Genomic DNA, 17,115 nt, shown 5'->3' with positions numbered 1-17,115 from the left:
GGCCGGCTTCACGTCGGCCTGCGCCGACGCCATGATCGTGCGGCTGCCGGGCTTCTTGCCCTTCTTCTTCGTGGTCACGAGGAAGTCGATGAAGGCGCCGAAGGCCGAATCCGCGGAGGTCGGGTTCGCGGGAACCACGGTGATGAGGTTCTTGGCGTTCTTCGACTTGAACTTGAACTTCTTCAGCGCACGCGGCGTACAGCCGGTGACGTTCGGGATGTTCAGCGCGCCACGGATCTTGAAGGTACAGCTTCCGTTCGCGGTTGCCACGCCGTCGGCGTCGCAGGTCGGGTCGCAATCCGTGCACGACACGGCCGAGCCGAGAAGATCCTCAGCCTCGTTCTGGAGGCCGATCAGGCAGTCGTTCGCGGGGTTCTCTTTGGCGCCGACGTAGTGCGCGCCGATCCCCAACCCCAGGACGCTGGCGAATGCCGTCAGGACCGCCAAGGTTCGTGTCGGACGAAGCGTCTTCCTCATGGTGCTGGCCCTCCTCCGGCCTAGTCGTGCGCGCCGCTCGGATGGTTACGAGAGTACGACACGTGGATCTTCGTGGGCGAAGTCGTTATCGCTAAAGGTTCGAGTGGTCAACCTGTCCGGGCGCGTAATGTGCCCGAAAGCACTGTGGGAACGCAGTGCTGCGCTGCGTTTAAGGGGTGTCCCCTACGACCGAGGTCTCGACGCGGTGCCGATCGCGACCGCCCACATGGTCCCGTCTCAGGGGACGCTCGTCGCGCGCAGACCCGTGAGCGCGTCCGGGTTGGCGGGCTCGATCGCGAGGGCGGCCTGGAAGTCCTTCCGTGCAAAATCGTACGCCTGTGGGCCGTAGAGGTAGTGGATCGCGCGACCCCGCTGGTAGTGGGTCTGCGCCGTCTCGGAGTGCGTGCGCAGCGGCGACACGATGCGTTCGAGCGCCGCCGCGATCCCGGGCGTGGCGACGGCCTCGATCGGCCCCGTCATGCCGTCGGGCATGCCCGGGGTGACGCCGTCGGAGACGAGCACGATTCCACCTCCGTCCAAGTACGCGATGCGCCAGCCCGGCACGTTCGCGATGCCCCGTGCGAGCTCGAGCCGCCCGGGAGACGGATGGTGCAGGATCGCCGCCGAGACGCCCCGACGGGCGGCGACGTCGGCGAAGGTGCGGGGATCGTCCAGCGCATGCTGCCAGTCGAGGTAGACGTCGTCGGGGTAGACCTGCAGGCGGCCGTCGAAGAAGACCGGTCGCCGCCGCCAGATGAGGTAGCCGCCGAGGAGATCGTCGTTGAACACGCGCGCCGTGGGGGCGTGCTCCATCAAGAAGTCGACGGCCCGCGACGGGAACAGCAGGCGCGACTCGCCGAGGCCGAAGGCGCGCGTCAGGACGGCGTCGGCGTAGAAGTCGCCCGTGACGATGCGCGCACCGAGCACGAGCGCGCCGAGCACGAGCACGCCATCCGCCACGATCCGGACGCCGCGCAGCGCGGTACCGCGAATCGCCAGCGGACCGAGACCGCTCCCGATGAGCGGCGCGACGCCGATGCCGAGCAGGGCCACGTTGCGGCGGGCGAGGAAAGCGAGGGTGGTGAACGCGATCGCGACCAGGGCGTGATCCAGCCGCAGCCGGCGCAGCGAGGCGAGCAACGCCGCGGCCGCGAGCACGAGGAGCGCGACGAACGCGGTGGCCGCGACCGGCGACAGCACGGCGAGGTTGGTGGCGCGATGCTCGACGATCGTGAACGACAGCAGCTTCTCGCCGCGGATCAGCGAGAAGAGCCAGAGCGGGTAGACGGCGCCTTCGACGCCGAACGGCGTCACGGTCTCGGCGACGACGCCGCCGGCGAGGGCGACGGCGAGGCGCCGGGTCTCGGCCGGCGCGCGCGCGCTCGCGGCGCGCCATCCGTCGGGCAGCAAGCGCGCGCGCGCGGCGAGCGCTCCGCCCAGGGCCGCCGCCGTCGGCACGAGGCCCAGCAGCGAGAGCGCATGGCAGTTCGCCCACACGACCTGCAGCACGACGATCAGCGCGACCGTGCGCCACCCGACGTTGCGATCGACGAGGAGGCTCACGGCGGCGACGCCGGCGAGCGTCACGGCTTCGGGGCGCACCGTGAAGCGCTCGACCGCGACCAGCGCCGACAGCAGGACCACCAGGGCGACCGCCCAGGGCGGCAGCGCGCGCCCGACGTTCCGCGCCAGGAGCGCGAACGCGGCGAGGAAGCCGGCACCCGCGAGCAGGCTCGCGCCGGCCGGCCCGGCCGCGACCCAGGCGCCGTACAGGAAGAGCTCGAAGAGCCATTGGCGGTTCAGCCACGGGGCTCCCGGGGCGGTGTAGGAGAACGGATCGGTGTGCGGGACGGCACCCGTCTCCCAGATCGTGCGACCGGTCGCGAGGTGCCACCACGTGTCCGGGTCGTCGAGGCGATGGATCTGCAGGAGCGCCGCGACGAGGAGCACCGCGCCGATCGCGATCGCGCCGGCGACGTCGCGGCGCCCGCCGCCCTCAGCCGGCCGCGCCGACGAACCAGCGATAGTAGGGGTTCGAGCCATCCTCGTCCAGGACGCGCTTCAAGAGCGGGTTCATCTCGTCGAGCTTGCCGGCGTACCAGAGCATGGCCGCGCGGTAGAAGGTGTGCAGGCGCTCGCGCTCGACGGCGATCGCGCGGTCGACGTCCTGGTTGCCACCCGCGACGACCGGGTCGGTCTTGAGCGCGAGCAGACGCCCCAGCACGTCGAGGAGGTCCTGGCGCCGCACGAGCGCCGCATGCTCGAGCCGGGGGCGATCGTCGGTGGTGGGCAGCCCGCCCGCGGCGAACGTCTCGAGACCCTGGCGATCGGTGAGGTAGGTCGCGAGAAACGCGACCGGATTCGCGATACCCACGTTCGCGAGCGCTTCCTGCACGCTCGGGATCATGAAGCGCTCGGCAATGGTCGCGATGTCGAGCCGCTGCGGCTCCATCGAGCCGACCAGCAGGGTCTCGTGCATCTCGGTCGACCAGAGCGTCACGTAGGGAAACACGTCGAGGAAGCTGCGCACGAGCGAGCGCGCGTCCGCGTCGGTCTGCTGCGCGAGCGGGAACCACTGCGCCATGATGCCGTTCGGCGCCAGGCGCGAGCGGCAGAGCTCGTAGAAGTCGCGCGAGTAGAGGTTCACGACGCCCGCGGCCGTGGGCGGCGGCGGCTCGAGCGTGATGACGTCGTAGGTCTCGTCGCTGCGCAGCAGCTCGTGCCGCCCGTCGCGGATGCGGAGGTCGATGCGAGGATCCTTCGCGACGTCGTTGTTGCCCTCGAAGCGGCCGACGGTTCGCACGACCGCGGGCAGCAGCTCGGCGCACACGCGGCGCTCGAGCCCCGGGTAGACGAGCGTCGTGCCGCACGTGATGCCGGTGCCGAGGCCGACGACGAGCACGCTCTTCGGCTCGCCCTGGTGGATCAGGAGCGGGATCAGCGTCTGCAACCGCATGTAGCGGCGCGACATGAGGCCGTCGTTCGAGTTCGAGACGCCCTGGATGTAGAGACGGCGGAAGTCCTTCGGCCGCCACGGCTCGACGACGACCGCGACCGTGCCTCCGGGTCCCTCCTCGTACGCGTCGAGCGTTCCGCTCCGGGTCGCGACCAGCAGGCGCGCCAGGTGGTCGCGCGGCACGGCGACCCCGGCGGCGATCGTCGCGGCGAGGACGAGCGCGCAGCCCGCGAGCGCGCGGCCCCGGTGTGCGGCACCGCGCACGACGGCGATGGCGCCCACCACCACGGCCGCTACGGCGAGGAGCGCGAGCGTCGTACGCAGGCCGAGGGCGGGGAGGACGACGAAGCCGGTCGCGAGCGTGCCCGCGATGCCGCCGACGGTGTTGATCGCGACCACGCTGCCGACGTCGCGCCCGACGTGCTCGGGCCCGCAGACCAGGCGCGCCGCCGCCGGAAAGGCGGCGCCCAGGAGCAGGGTCGGGATGAAGAGCAGCACGAGCGGCGCCCACAGCATCTGTCCGGCCACGGCGATCGGCAGCGAGCCGGTCGCACCCAAGAGCGTCGCATAGGTCTGTCCCTGCAGGCGCGGCAGCCACACGCCGAGCAGGGCGAACGACGCGAGCGCCGCGATGCCCGCGCCGGCCTCGAGCACGCCGAAGGCCGTCCACGGCTGGCGCACGCGGTCGGCAAAGCGCGCGTACACGGCGCTCCCGAGGACGAGCCCGGTCAAATAGACGGCGAGCACGAGCGCGAACGCGTAGGCTCGCGTGTTGACGAACTGGACGACGGCCTGCGACCAGACGACCTCGTAGCCGAGCGCGACGGCGCCCGCGACGGCGTAGAGGCCGAGCGCGAGCGGCGCTTCGATCGGCGCCGTGGCCGTCGCCGCGGGCGCGACCGTCGCGCGACCGGCGAGCCCACGCGCGACGACGGCGAGCAGGACGTTCGTCGCGGCGGCGGCGAGCCCCGCGCCCCGCACGCCGACCGCCGGCACGAGCACGAGCGGCGTCGCCAGCGCGCCGACGACGGCGCCCGCCGTGTTCGCGGCGTAGAGACGGCCGCTCGTGCCGCTCACGCGCTCCGCGGTCGGCGCCGCCGCGCGCACGAGGGCGGGAAGCGTGCCGCCCATCAGCGTTGCCGGGATCGCGATGATCACGAACGGCAGGAGCCAGGCGGCATGGCCGATCGTGCGCTCGAGCGCCACGTACGGGGGTGGCAGCGCGGCGAGCACGAGCGTCGTCGCCGCGCCGGTCACGGCGACCCCCAGCTCGAGCCCGGCGTAGAGCGCGAGGGGACGCGGGCTCCGATCGGCGCGGCGGCCGAGCCAGGCGCCGCCGAGCGCGAGCCCCGCAAAGAAGGCGCTCACGACCGTCGTCACCGCGTAGACGTCGACGCCGACGACGAGGCTCAGCTGCTTCGCCCACAGGATCTGGTAGACGAGCGCGGCCGTCCCCGAGCCGAAGAGGAGCAGGGCGAGCACGGCGCGCGACACGGCGGCATGGCTACCAGAAGGCCGACGGGCCCGAAACCGCAGGCGCATCCGAGGGCGGCATGCTTGACGCTTCGCGCGCGGCGCTGTTATGCCACCCGGCCCATGCGACGACTCACCGGGCTTCTCATCGTCGGGGTGCTGGTCGGCGTGGCTGGACGCGTCGGGGGGCAAGCGCCGGCGCCGGACGCCACGACGTACACGCCGCCGACGCAGACGACGACCGTGAAGGGAACGGCGCCGGCCCTCGAGGGCCGCTGGCTCCTCGTGAGCCGGCTCGCCATCGGCTCCGGACCGGGACGCGCGGTCGCGTCGCTGTGGACGTTCGCGCAGAAGGACGGGAAGCTCACGCTCGAGGAGCGCCTCGTCGTCTTCCCGCCGGCGGTGGCGCAGGCCATGGAGAAGGCCAACGCCTCGGGCGGCGGCACGTGGGACCCGACACCGGCCGAGATCGACCTGATCAGGAGCCAGTGGGACACGATGGGGCCCGAGGGGCGCGGCATCGCATCGATGACGAACGAGATCTTCTCCCCCGACGGCTTCGACGACGAGATCAAGAAGGAGCCCAAGACCAAGGACGCGCTCTGGATCGTGCGCCAGCTCTACGAGTTCTCCCCGGGCGGCGGACGGCCGATCAAGCAGGTGAACGTCGTCGCGGCGCTGAAGAAGGAGGGTGAGGTCTACACCGGCAACACGACCACGGTCGTGGTCGCGGCGGCGCCCTTCCCGATTCCGATCAAGTTCGAGGGGACGGTGCGCTTGATCCCGATCGGCGGCCAGGGTGGTGGATCGGGCGGCGGCTTTGTCGCGCGCGTGCTCGACTTCTTCAAGGGCTGCAACGCGAAGTAGCCGGCGTCAGGACTTCGGCCGCAGCATCTCGCGCACCTGCGGTTGCTCGCGCAGGATCTGCTCCGCAGTCGGCTGGGAGAGCTTGTAGAGCTCGAGCGGAAGCCCGCGGTGGAAGGGCGCCGCGACGAAGAAGTCCATGTTGCGCGCGGGCGGGATCGCCTGGATGCGCTCGGCGACGATGCCGTTCGCCGCGAGCTCCGCGAGCAGACGCTCGCGCTCGGGCGCAGCCGTATGGATGAGCAGGTAGGGCCGGAGGTCGGACAGGATGAAGGCGAGCGACGCCTTCCAGATCGGCACGTGCCAGCGCTCGAGGTCCGTCAGGTACAGCGAATAGGGACCACCATAGTATTCGATGTTCTCGGCCGGGCGCCCGATGTCCTCGGTGGTGATCACCACGGCGCGCTTCTCGAGCGTCGAGCGGACCGTCTCCTGCGCGCGCAGCATCTGGGGCTTCTGGAACGCCGCCCGCGACTCGAGGCCGTCGCTGGCGCGGGCGGCGGAGTATCCGACCAGCACGAGCGCCACGAGCGGTCCCATGAGCGTCGCCACGCGGCGGCGCGGCGCCATGGCCGCCGCCATCGCGCCGAGCGCGGTCGCGAGCGGCAGCATCCACCACAGGGTCGGGAGCGCCGTCTTCGCCGTCGCCTCGGTCGTCGGGGCGTTCACCGCCGCCAGCGCCGTCACCAGCCCGGCGACCGCGAGCACGACGGCCGCGATGCGTCCCTTGTCCTCGCCGAAGCGCCGCGCGATCCAGCGCAGTAGATCGACCGATCCGCAGACGCCTTCGGAGATGAGGAGCGGGATGAACGTATACACGCCGATGAAGTAGCGTCGGTCGGGACGGATCCACCCGCTGTAGAGCAGGAACGCGGCGCCGATGTACGGCAGCGCCACCAGAGCGAGGAGCGGCCGGCGGACGAGCGCGACCACCGCGCCCAGCCCCGCGAGCCCGAGGAGCCATTCGCCGTATGCGCTGATGAGGCCGAACCAGTACGCGGGCAGCGTGCGAGGGATGTTCTCGAGCTTGAGACCGCCGCCGTGGACCTGCGATACGGTCGTGCCGCGCCATCCCGGCGACGGATATCCGACACGCGCGCCCGGCAGCGCCGGCGGCGTGCTCGGCAGGAACTGCTGCAGCTCCATGCCCTGCGTCGGCCGCAGCGGATTGCCGGTCGCGATCGCGTTGAACACGAGCGTCGGCAGGAGTCCCAGCGTGACGCCGAGGACCGCCGCTCCGACGGATCGCAGCAGCGCGGGGCGCTTGCGCCGCCACTGCGACACGACGATCACCGTGGCCGGGATCAGATAGATGACGGCGTCGTTGCGGATGCTGGCGGCGAACCCGAGCGGAAGCCCCGCGAGCAGCAGCCGCCGGGCGTCGAGACTCCGTCCGCGCCGCGGCAGGAGCAGGAAGAGTCCCGTGAAGGCGAAGAGGTGCGCGGAGAGATCACGCGTCAGCGTGAGCGCCCACAGGTACATCATGGTCGGGCACATGACCATCAGCGCTGCGGCGATGAGGCCCTGCCACGCCGAGCCGAGGAGCCGCCACGCGAACGCGATCACGACCGCGAGGAAGAGGATGTAGACGGTGGGGTTCAGGAGGTGCGCGCCCATGTCGCCGAAGGCGGCGAGCCATCCGGCGAGCAGGAGCGGGAACCCGGGCGCGTAGCGGCAGTACATCCGCCCGGCGTCGAAGACGTACGTCTGCGCCAGCACGTCGGTCTGCCGGGGCATCAGCCGTCCGAGCGCGCGCGCCGGCTCCCAGTCGTGGAGGACCTTGCCGTGCAGGAGGTCGTGGGCGAACTGCAGGTAGCCGAACTGGTCGACGGCCAGGTACCACGTGATCTTCGTCTCGAGCATGCGCGCGGTCGTGACGAGGAAGATCGCCGCCGCCGCGAAGAAGCCCAACCGCAAGGCGAGCGCGGTGTAGTCACGCTCGACGACGGGCGCCGCGACCGGCGTGGTCGTCGCGGCGGCCGCCTGCCGTGCGGCGGCGCGACGCTCCGCACGTCGTCGATCGGCCCGGGACACGCGGGTTGCATACCAGGGGCTTCGCGGGTCGGCTAGGAAGCCGACTCGCGATACGGAACGCGAGGGTGGCGCGGTGGTGGATCGCGCGACCGGCATGCCGCGGCCGGCGAAGCCGGCGCGGCACGCGTGGTACGGACGACGGCTGCGCTCGCGCGCAATGTATCGCCCTCACCCACGCACGCTAGTTGGCCTGCCCACGAAGCGGTGCTACGGCGTGGACGGGTGAGCGTGCCGTTCTCCCCGCTCGTCGACCGATGGTTCACCGAGCGGTTCGGGACGCCCACGCCGGCGCAGGACGCGGGCTGGCCGCGCATCGCGGCAGGCGAGGACACGCTCATCGCCGCGCCCACCGGATCCGGCAAGACGCTCGCCGCCTTCCTGTGGTCGCTCGACCATCTCCTGCGGCTCGCGGCCGCCGGCGCGCTCGAGGACCGCACGCACGTCGTCTACGTCTCGCCACTGAAGGCGCTCGGCAACGACGTTCAGAAGAACCTCCTGGCGCCGCTCGCCGAGCTGCGGGCACGCGCCGACGCCGAGGGTGCCGTGCTGCCCGACGTCCGCGTGATGGTCCGCTCCGGCGACACGCCGGCGCACGAGCGGCAGGCGATGGTCCGCCGGCCGCCCCACATCCTCATCACGACGCCCGAGTCGCTCTACATCCTGCTCACCGCCGAGAAGAGCCGCCGCTTCCTCGCCGGCGCCGAGACGGTCATCGTCGACGAGATCCACGCCATCGCGCAGGACAAGCGCGGGGCGCACCTGGCGCTCTCGCTCGAGCGGCTGGACCTCCTGGCGGGACGCCGCCTGCAGCGCATCGGGCTCTCGGCGACGCAGCGCCCGATCGAGGAGGTGGGCCGCCTGCTCGTCGGCGCCGGCCGGCCGGCGCCCGCGATCGTCGACACCGGACACCGGCGCGAGCTCGACCTCTCGATCGAGCTTCCGGACTTCACGCTCGGGCCGATGGCGACGCACGAGCTGTGGGCGGCGATCTACGATCGCGTCGTGGCGCTCACGGCGTCGCATCGCACGACGATCGTGTTCGTCAACACGCGGCGCCTCGTCGAGCGCGTCGCGCACGCGCTCGAGGAACGCCTCGGGGCGGGACGCGTGGCCGCGCACCACGGCAGCATGGCGCGTCGCATCCGGCTCGAGGCCGAGGAGAAGTTGAAGGCCGGCGAGATCCCGGTCGTGGTCGCGACCGCGTCGCTCGAGCTCGGCATCGACGTCGGGGCGGTCGACCTGGTCGTGCACCTGGGTTCGGCGCGCGCGCTCGCGACGCTCATCCAGCGCGTCGGCCGCTCGGGCCACGCCCGTGGCGCGGTGCCCAAGGGCATCTTCTTCCCGCTCACGCGCGACGACCTCGTGCAGGCGGCGGCTGCGATTCGCGCCGTCCGGGCGGGCGAGCTCGACGTGCTCGCGGTGCCGCCCGGCGCGCGCGACATCCTGGCCCAGCAGTGCGTGGCGACGGTCGCGGCGGGCGAGATGACCGTCGACGAGATGCTGGCGCTCGCGCGCCGTGCCCATCCGTATCGCGACCTCGATCGCGCGGCGCTGGAGCCGATTCTCGACATGCTGTCCGAGGGTGTTTCGACTCGCCGCGGCCGCAAGACGGCCCTCCTGCACTGGGACCGCGTGCACGATCGCCTGCGCCCGCGCCGCGGCGCGCGCCTCGCCGCCATCACCGGCGGCGGCGCCATTCCCGACGTCGCCGACTACGACGTCGTCGAAGAGCCGGCGGGCCTCCTGGTCGGCAAGGTGAACGAGGACTTCGCCGTCGAGAGCATGCGCGGCGACATCTTCCTGCTCGGCAACAAATCGTGGCGCATCATCCGCGTGGAGGCGGGTCGCATGCGGGTCGAGGACGCGGCCGGCGCGCCGCCCACGATCCCGTTCTGGATGGGCGAGGCGCCGTCGCGCACGCGCGAGCTGTCGGTCGCGGTCGGCCGGCTGCGGGAAGAGGTCGCCGCCGATCCCGCGCGCGCGCCGGCGTGGCTCGAGCGCGACTGCGGTCTCTCGGCCGAGGGCGCGGCGCAGCTCGCGACCTACGTCGCCGAGGCGCAGGCTGCGCTCGGCGCGGTGGCGTCGCCGTCGACCGTCATCGCCGAGCGCTTCTTCGACGAGGCGGGCGGGCAGCAGCTCGTGATCCACGCGCCGTTCGGCGGTCGCATCAACCGGGCCTGGGGGCTCGCGCTCCGCAAGCGCTTCTGCGTCAGCTTCGACTTCGAGCTGCAGGCCGCGGCGACCGACGACGGCGTGCTGCTCTCGCTCGGACAGCAGCACAGCTTCCCCCTCGAGAGCGTGTTCGAGTTCCTGCGACCCGAGACGCTGCGCGACGACCTCGCGCAGGCGGCGCTCGCGTCGCCCATGTTCACGAACCGCTGGCGCTGGAACGCGACCCGCTCGCTCGCGCTCCTGCGCCATCAGGGCGGCAAGAAGGTGCCCATGCCCATCCAGCGCATGCGGGCCGAGGATCTGCTCGCCGCCGTCTTCCCCGAGCAGCTCGGCTGCCAGGACAATCGCGGCGCGGGGCCGATCGAGATCCCCGACCATCCGCTGGTCGCCGAGACGATGGACAACTGCCTCACCGAGGCGATGGACGTGGACGGCCTCGAAGCGGTGCTGGCGGCGATCCGTCGCGGCGAGATCAGCACGCGAGCGATCGACACCGTGGCGCCGTCGCCGATGACGCACGAGATCCTCAATTCGAACCCGTACACGTACCTCGACGACGCGCCGCTGGAGGAGCGGCGCGCGCGCGCCGTGTCGCTCCGCCAGACGATGCCCGACCTCGCCGGCGGGCTCGGCGCCCTCGATCCCGAGGCGATCGCCGAAGTCGAGCGCCAGGCCTGGCCGGTCGCGCGCGACCCCGACGAGCTGCACGACGTGCTGCAGACGATGGGGCTCCTCCCACGCCCGGACGTCGAGCACGCGGGATGGATCGAGCTCGCGCGGCGCCTCATCGGCGACGGGCGTGCGACCTGGGCCGTCGGTCTGGGACAGCCCGCGCTCGTCGCGACCGAGCGCATGGGGCTCGTACGGCTCGCGTTCGGGCCCGTGCGCTTCGAGCCGGCGGTGCAGGAGCCGCTCTTCGCGCGCCGGAGCGAGCGCACCGAGGAAGAGGCCCTGCGCGCGATCGCCGGCGGCTGGCTCGAGGCGGTGGGCCCGGTGACGGTCGGGTCGCTCGCGGAGCGGCTCGGGGTCGCGGGCTCGCGCATCGAGATCGGATTCGGGCAGCTCGAGCAGCAGGGCGTCGCGATGCGGGGCCGCTACCGTCCCGGCACGAGCGAGGAGGAGTGGTGCGATCGCGCGCTGCTGGCGCGCATCCATCGCCTGACGCTCGGACGCCTGCGGCGCGAGATCGAGCCGGTCACGGCCGCCGACTTCATGCGCTTCCTCTTCCGCTGGCAGCACGTGCACACGGGCACGCAGCTCCACGGACGCCAGGGCCTGCTCGAGGTCGTGGGCCAGCTCCAGGGCGTCGAGCTGCCGGCGCGCGCCTGGGAGGCGCAGATCTTTCCGGCCCGGATCGCGCGCTACGATCCCGACGACCTCGAGCACCTCTGCCTCGCCGGCGCCGTCGCCTGGGGACGGCTGCGCACCGACCTGCCGGGCGACGACGACGAGCCCGCGCCGCGTCGCGCGCGCACGCCGAACCGGGCGGCGCCGCTCGCATTCGTGCTGCGCGAGGATCTGCCCTGGCTGCTCGCGCCGCCGGCCGACGCTGGCGACCTCGCCGGCGACGCGCAGGTCGTGCACGACCTCCTCGTGCGCAACGGCGCCTCGTTCGTCGCCGACATCGCGCGCGGCGCCGGGCTCCTGCCGGCCGCGGTCGAGGAGGCCCTCTGGACCCTCGTCGCGCACGGCCTCGTCACGGGCGACGGCATCGCGGGGCTGCGCGCGCTCATCGAGAAACCCGAGGAGTCGCGCCGCACGCGGCGGCTGCACATGCTGCGCGGCGGGCGGGGGCGGCTCGTGCCGGCCGGACGGTGGGCGCTCCTGCGCGCCGGCGTCGAGGGCGCGCCGGAGAGCGACCCGCTGCGCTTCGCGCGGCAGTGGCTGCGTCGCTACGGCGTCGTCATGCGCGAGCTGCTCGCACGCGAGGCGCGGATGCCGCCCTGGTGGCAGCTCGTGCGCGCGCTGCGTACCCTCGAGGCACGCGGCGAGGTGCGCGGCGGGCGGTTCGTCGCCGGCATGGTGGGCGAGCAGTTCGCGCTCTCCGAGGCGGTCGAAGCGCTGCGCGCCGTGCGGCGTCGCGGCGGGGAGGGCGAGACCGTGCTCGTGGCGGCGGCCGATCCACTGAACCTCTCGGGCATCCTCGTCCCCGGCCCGCGCGTCGCGCCGGCCACCCGGGACGTGATCGCATTCCGCGACGGCGCCGTCGTCGAGGTGGGCGAGCTGGGCGCCGTGCGGAGTCGGCTCGGGCAACGCACGGCGCGCGCGTAGGCCCGATGGGTCCGGCGACGCTCGAGCTCGTGCCGTACGACCCGGCGTGGGCCGCCGCGTTTCGAGTCGGGGCGGAGCGGATCCGCGCCGTCCTCGGCGCCGTCGCGCTGCGCGTCGATCCGCGCGAGCTCTCGTAGCGGGTCGCGCCGGCTGCTATGGGCCCGCCCATGGCGGAGCCGGTCCGGATCATCGGCAGCTTCCTGTCCCCGTACGTGCGCAAGGTCCTCGTGTTTCTCCACGTGAAGGGCATCGCGTACGAGATCGATCCCATCATTCCGTTCATGGGCGACGACCGGTTCACGAGCCTGAGCCCGCTGCGGCGCATCCCGGTGCTGATCGACGACCGGGTGACGCTCTCCGACTCGTCGGTCATCTGCCAGTATCTCGAGGACCGACACCCGCAGCCCGCGCTCTACCCTCGCGACGTCGCCGCCCGTGCCCGCGCCCGCTGGCTCGAGGAGTTCGCCGACACCCGCATGGGCGACGTCTTCATCTGGCGGCTCTTCAACCAGGTGGCGATCCGTCCGTTCGTGTGGGGCGAGGAGACCGACACCGAGCTGGTGGCGAAGACGCTCGCCGAGGACGTGCCGCAGATCATGGCCTATCTCGAGTCCGAGCTGCCGGCGGACGGGTTCGCGTTCGGGGAGCTGTCGATCGCCGACGTCGCCCTCGCGTGCTTCTTCCGCAACGCCGCGTTCGCGCACTTCGCGATCGACGAGCGTCGATGGCCGAAGACGGCCGGGCTCGTGGAGCGTACGCTCGCGACCCCCGGCTTCCAGACCCTGAAGCCGATCGAGGATCGCATGATCCGGACGCCGCCGGCCAAGCACCGCGCCGTGCTGGCCGAGATGGGTGTCCGGCTGACACGCGAGACCTACGGCACCGCGACGCCCCGCCGCGGCGTCATGCAGACCTAGACCAACGACGACGCATCCCGGTGGAACTGTACCGAGGTGTTCCGCCGCACCGGGGAGCGCTGGGAGATCACCCAGACCCCACTGGTCGTTCACGCAGATCGCGAAAGCGTAGGTCCGCGCGGGTTCACCGCCCATCGGTACTAGGGGCCATCCCACATCTTATTCGGCGGGCTCACCCACCCAGGGGAGCGCACCCTCGACCGCGCGATGCAACCCTGCCGCAGGTGGAGGTGGCAAATGGATGTGCTCGACGCCCGGGTGGTGCGTGTGTTCTCGGAATTTCTCGTCCTGCGCGCCGGTGACGACGGCTGGGCGGTCATGCGACAGCTTCGGATCCACCAGACCGATCTCTTCGAGCTCGTGCCGCGTCTCGAAGCGGAGCTGGGCGTAGTGTTCTCCGACCCGCTCCTGTTCGGCGTGCGGACGTACGCCGACCTCGCGGTGCTCGCGCACCGGCTCGCGACCTTGCACGATCGCGTGCAGGAAGAGCCGCCGGTCCCGCCCCCGTTCGTGTGGACGCGGGCCGAGCGAAGCCCCGATCGCGCCGGTGCGGTCCTGCGCCGCAGCGGTCGTCTCACCGGCTACCTCGCCGGGACGATCGTCGACGACGCACGCACCGCCGGTCGCGGCGCGCGTCTCGAGGTCGTGTTGCGCTCGGGCGCGTCGGCGCGCGACGTGAGGTACGTCGATCGCGCGCTGGCACGCGCGCGACGCTACGGCGTGGTCGTCCAGATCTACCGGAGCGACGCGCCGCCCGGCGACGAGATCGGGGGCGCCGTCGCGCACGCTGGCGCGCAGCGCGCCTGACGACTCACTCCTGCCGCATCGCGCGCGCCACGAAGTGCGCGATGCGCGGCGAGCCGCCGCTCTCATCGCCCTCAGGCGACATCGAACACGAGGATCTCGGCCGGTCCGCTCGCGCGCACCGTGATCGCGGGCTCGCCCGTGACCGCCGCACCGTCGCCCGCGTCGAGGGGCGTACCGCCGAGCGCGACCGTGCCGCGCGCGACGTGGAGCCACGCGCGCCGGCCCGCGCCCTGCCGGTGGACGACCTCGTCGCCGGCGGCGAGCCGTCCGACGAGCAGGCGCGCGTCCTGGTGGATGTCGAGCGCGCCGTCGGGGGCGCCGGGCGCGACCACCACGCGCAGGCGTCCCTGCAGCTCCGCCGGATCGAACGCGCGCTGCGCGTAGCGGGGCGCGACCCCGCGCTCGGCCGGAACGACCCAGGTCTGCAGGAAGTGCACGGGCTCGACGTGCGAATGGTTGAACTCGCTGTGTGTGATTCCGGTGCCGGCGCTCATGATCTGCACCTCGCCCGGGGTGATGACCGAGCCCGAGCCCAGGCTGTCGCGGTGCTCGAGCGCGCCCTCGAGCACGTAGGTGATGATCTCCATGTCGCGATGGCCGTGGGTCGCGAAGCCCTGGCCCGGCTCGACGCGATCGTCGTTGATGACACGCAGCGTACCGAATCCCATGTGCCGCGCGTCGTGGTACTCCCCGAACGAGAAGGTGTGGCGGCTGTCGAGCCAGTCGATTCGCGTGCGACCGCGCTCGCTCGCTCGCCGGAGGACGACGCTCATGTGAAGAGCCCCCGGAAGGCCCGTCGATGGTGCCAGGCGACGATGAGCTCGAAGGCGCAGAAGACGAGCCCCGGAACGATCCCATCCGGCTCCAGGACGAGATGGAAGAGGACGATGTTCACGAGGATCGGCGCCAGCAGCACGAGCCCGAGCGGGACGAAGACGCCGGTCAGCACGAGCGCCCCGCCGACGACCTGGGTCGCCGCCACGAGCGTCATCATGTAACCCGAGCTGACGAGCGCTCCGATGAACGCGCCGGCCGGCCCTTTCATCTCCGGGTTCGGGAGGAAGTGGAGGAAGCCGTTTAGGCCGAAGACGACGAACCCGGCGCCGAGCAGAATCCGTGCGACGGTGGCGAGCCTGTTCATGCTCGCGGACTACCGGAACGTCGTAGCCATGAACAGAGGTCGGTCGCGAGAGCGACCAGGCTACGCAGCGTGCCGGTCGACCCACGCCTCGACGAGCTGGACGTCCGCGAAGCCGGGCAGGCGCCGGATCGTGCCGTCGATGCGGCGCGCAGCCTCGCGGCCCGGCGCGTCGCCGAAAAGGTGTTGCGCCAGGAAGCGCGTCTCCTCGCCCGGCGCGACGCCGCTGCCGACCGGATCCCAGAAGCGATCGACCAGAAAGCGCGCCACCCGTGCCGCGCCCGGGCGCGCGAGCCGTCGCTCGGCCTGCTTGAAGTAGAAGGCGAAGTGTCGCCCCTCGTCGCGCACGATGCGGGCGAGGAGGTCGGTCAGCACGGGATGGTCTTCGATCTCGACGAGCCGCTGGTAGCCCACCAGCGTCGAGAGCTCGTTGATCGCGCCCCACGTCATGTGCACGGCGACGAAGTCGGGCCAGGCGCGCGCGACGAGCCCGGTCGCGACCGACTCGGCACGCTGCGCGAAGGTGCTCGCACCGCGGCCGCGCTCGCGTGTCGGATGGCCGGCGGCGCCGAGGAAGCGGCGGAGCGCGCGGCCGTGGAACGTCTCCTCGTAGAGCCAGCAGGCGAGGAAGGTCGCGACCTCCGGCTCGTCGATCGCGCGCGTCTTCGCCAGCTCCCGCTCGTAGACGATCGTGTGGCTTTCGATGTCCTGCATGTAGCGCAGTGTCCGCACGGCGGCGGCCGAGAGCGGATGGCGCGCGACCTCGTCCCAGGCGATGCCGGCGAGGTCGAGCGCCCGCGAGTGGCCGACGTAGGTGTCGAGGTCGAGCACGTCCATCTCGCCTTCCCTACGGAGGGGAGGGCGGGGACGGATTGGTCGTCAGCGGTCGGTCTGACGGAAACGGATCGGCACTTGCACGGTGTCGTCGACCGGCACGCCGTTGCGGGTGGCCGGGATGAAGCGCCAGCGGGTGCGCACCGTCTCGACGGCCGAGTCGTCGAGCATCGCGTGGCCGGACGACTTCAAGACGAGGACGTTCGTCGGCTGGCCGTTCGCGGCGACGAAGACGCGCAGGAGCACCTCGCCCGTGAGCCCGAGCTGTCGCGCGGCGACCGGGTAGGGCGGGAGCGGGTTCACGCCGTAGCCGGGGCTCGCGGCGTTGAACCCCGTGCCGCCGCCCGTGCCGGTCCCGCCACCCCCGGGTGTCGTCGCCGATCCGGTGCCGCCCGCGGCAGGCGCCCCGATGCTCGGCGACGCCGTGTCGGCCGTGCTCTCGGCCGGCTTCGCCGCCGGCCTCGGCTTTGCGAGCGGCTTCGGTCGCGCGACCGGTGAGGGAACGGGCTTCGGTTGCGGGACTTCCGCGGGGACGGAAGTCGGTTCCGGCGCAGCAGCCGGCGGTGGCGACGGCGGCACCTCGCGAGCCCCGCCGCCTCCGCCGCCGCCCGACCCGGACACGAGCGAGATGGGAATGACGAGCGGCGGCGTCCGGATCTCCTGCGAGCGCAGGAGGGCGACCGCGACCACGATCACCGCCACGTGCGCGAGGGCGGACGCCCCGAAGGCGACCGCCATGCGCGCGCGCCTGCCTGCGGGCGGCTCGGGCGGCTGCATCTCCACCGGCGACGAGAGTAGGCGCCGGTTCGACGCGATCGCAAACCCGTCGCTCATGACGTGAAGGGCATCAGAAGAAGATCTTGAGCCCGGCGCGGACGTTGAACGGGTTGCCGGGGGTGAAGTGGATGCCTTCGGGCGGATCGATGCCCGTCTTGCCGGGCTTGCTGAAGCACGGCGCGTTCGGGTTGGTCGACTGCTCCTGGCCGCGCACGCACGACGTGTCGGCGAACTGCGCTTCGCGCCAGTCCGTATCGGTGAGGTTCAGGAGCTGCAGCGACAGCTCGACGTTCCGCCAGCGGTAGCGGGCGATCAGGTCGAGCAGGAAATAGCCGCGCGCGACGAGCGTACGTTGCTCGTTGGCGGGGCGATCGTCGAGGTAGCGCGCGCGGAGA

Annotated in this window: 14 protein-coding genes; 5 read left to right on the top strand and 9 right to left on the bottom strand. The window is 72.2% G+C overall.

Features of this window, described 5'->3' with window-relative positions:
• The 3 genes from VMS22_20420 to VMS22_20410 form a co-directional block, all read right to left on the bottom strand.
• A partial coding sequence (locus VMS22_20420; protein ID HXJ36408.1) for a hypothetical protein occupies positions 1-477 on the bottom strand: 477 nt, incomplete at its 3' end.
• 237 nt (positions 478-714) lie between these two features.
• On the bottom strand, positions 715-2,427 hold the full coding sequence (locus VMS22_20415; protein ID HXJ36407.1) for a hypothetical protein: 1,713 nt from the start codon (positions 2,425-2,427) through the stop codon (positions 715-717).
• Between the two features lie 46 nt (positions 2,428-2,473).
• On the bottom strand, positions 2,474-4,927 hold the full coding sequence (locus tag VMS22_20410; GenBank protein HXJ36406.1) for a fused MFS/spermidine synthase: 2,454 nt from the start codon (positions 4,925-4,927) through the stop codon (positions 2,474-2,476).
• 102 nt (positions 4,928-5,029) lie between these two features.
• Between VMS22_20410 and VMS22_20405 the strand changes: the two genes are divergently transcribed.
• Positions 5,030-5,773: a hypothetical protein gene (locus VMS22_20405; GenBank protein ID HXJ36405.1), complete on the top strand. Its 744-nt coding sequence runs from the start codon at positions 5,030-5,032 to the stop codon at positions 5,771-5,773.
• A gap of 6 nt (positions 5,774-5,779) precedes the next feature.
• Here VMS22_20405 and VMS22_20400 read toward each other — a convergent pair whose 3' ends face one another.
• On the bottom strand, positions 5,780-7,804 hold the full coding sequence (locus VMS22_20400; protein HXJ36404.1) for a hypothetical protein: 2,025 nt from the start codon (positions 7,802-7,804) through the stop codon (positions 5,780-5,782).
• Between the two features lie 222 nt (positions 7,805-8,026).
• Here VMS22_20400 and VMS22_20395 point away from each other — a divergent pair, with 222 nt between their 5' ends.
• The 4 genes from VMS22_20395 to VMS22_20380 all read left to right on the top strand — a co-directional run bounded on the left by VMS22_20395 (position 8,027) and on the right by VMS22_20380 (position 13,971).
• Positions 8,027-12,247 carry a DEAD/DEAH box helicase gene (locus VMS22_20395; GenBank protein ID HXJ36403.1) on the top strand — a complete coding sequence of 1,407 codons (4,221 nt, stop codon included), beginning with the start codon at positions 8,027-8,029 and terminating at the stop codon, positions 12,245-12,247.
• A gap of 5 nt (positions 12,248-12,252) precedes the next feature.
• On the top strand, positions 12,253-12,384 hold the full coding sequence (locus VMS22_20390; protein ID HXJ36402.1) for a hypothetical protein: 132 nt from the start codon (positions 12,253-12,255) through the stop codon (positions 12,382-12,384).
• 30 nt (positions 12,385-12,414) lie between these two features.
• The gene (locus VMS22_20385; GenBank protein ID HXJ36401.1) at positions 12,415-13,164 is read left to right on the top strand and encodes a glutathione S-transferase family protein; all 750 of its coding nucleotides are present in this window, start codon (positions 12,415-12,417) and stop codon (positions 13,162-13,164) included.
• A gap of 237 nt (positions 13,165-13,401) precedes the next feature.
• Entirely contained in the window at positions 13,402-13,971 is a 570-nt protein-coding gene (locus VMS22_20380) for a hypothetical protein (GenBank protein ID HXJ36400.1), read from the top strand.
• A 71-nt stretch (positions 13,972-14,042) separates the two neighbouring features.
• On the opposite strand, the gene VMS22_20375 is transcribed toward VMS22_20380, so the two are convergent.
• The 5 genes from VMS22_20375 to VMS22_20355 all read right to left on the bottom strand — a co-directional run.
• Positions 14,043-14,744 carry a pirin family protein gene (locus VMS22_20375; GenBank protein HXJ36399.1) on the bottom strand — a complete coding sequence of 234 codons (702 nt, stop codon included), beginning with the start codon at positions 14,742-14,744 and terminating at the stop codon, positions 14,043-14,045.
• Positions 14,741-15,112: a DoxX family membrane protein gene (locus VMS22_20370; GenBank protein HXJ36398.1), complete on the bottom strand. Its 372-nt coding sequence runs from the start codon at positions 15,110-15,112 to the stop codon at positions 14,741-14,743. Before VMS22_20370 ends, VMS22_20375 begins: the two co-directional genes overlap by 4 nt.
• Before the next feature lie 60 nt (positions 15,113-15,172).
• Positions 15,173-15,946: a ferritin-like domain-containing protein gene (locus VMS22_20365; protein ID HXJ36397.1), complete on the bottom strand. Its 774-nt coding sequence runs from the start codon at positions 15,944-15,946 to the stop codon at positions 15,173-15,175.
• A gap of 42 nt (positions 15,947-15,988) precedes the next feature.
• Positions 15,989-16,777: a TonB family protein gene (locus VMS22_20360; protein HXJ36396.1), complete on the bottom strand. Its 789-nt coding sequence runs from the start codon at positions 16,775-16,777 to the stop codon at positions 15,989-15,991.
• A 13-nt stretch (positions 16,778-16,790) separates the two neighbouring features.
• A partial coding sequence (locus VMS22_20355) for a hypothetical protein (protein HXJ36395.1) occupies positions 16,791-17,115 on the bottom strand: 325 nt, incomplete at its 5' end.

Source organism: Candidatus Eisenbacteria bacterium (genome assembly GCA_035577985.1).
Taxonomy (GTDB): Bacteria; Desulfobacterota; Binatia; order DP-6; family DP-6; genus DATJZY01.
This window is presented reverse-complemented; position numbering and strand designations above follow the sequence as displayed.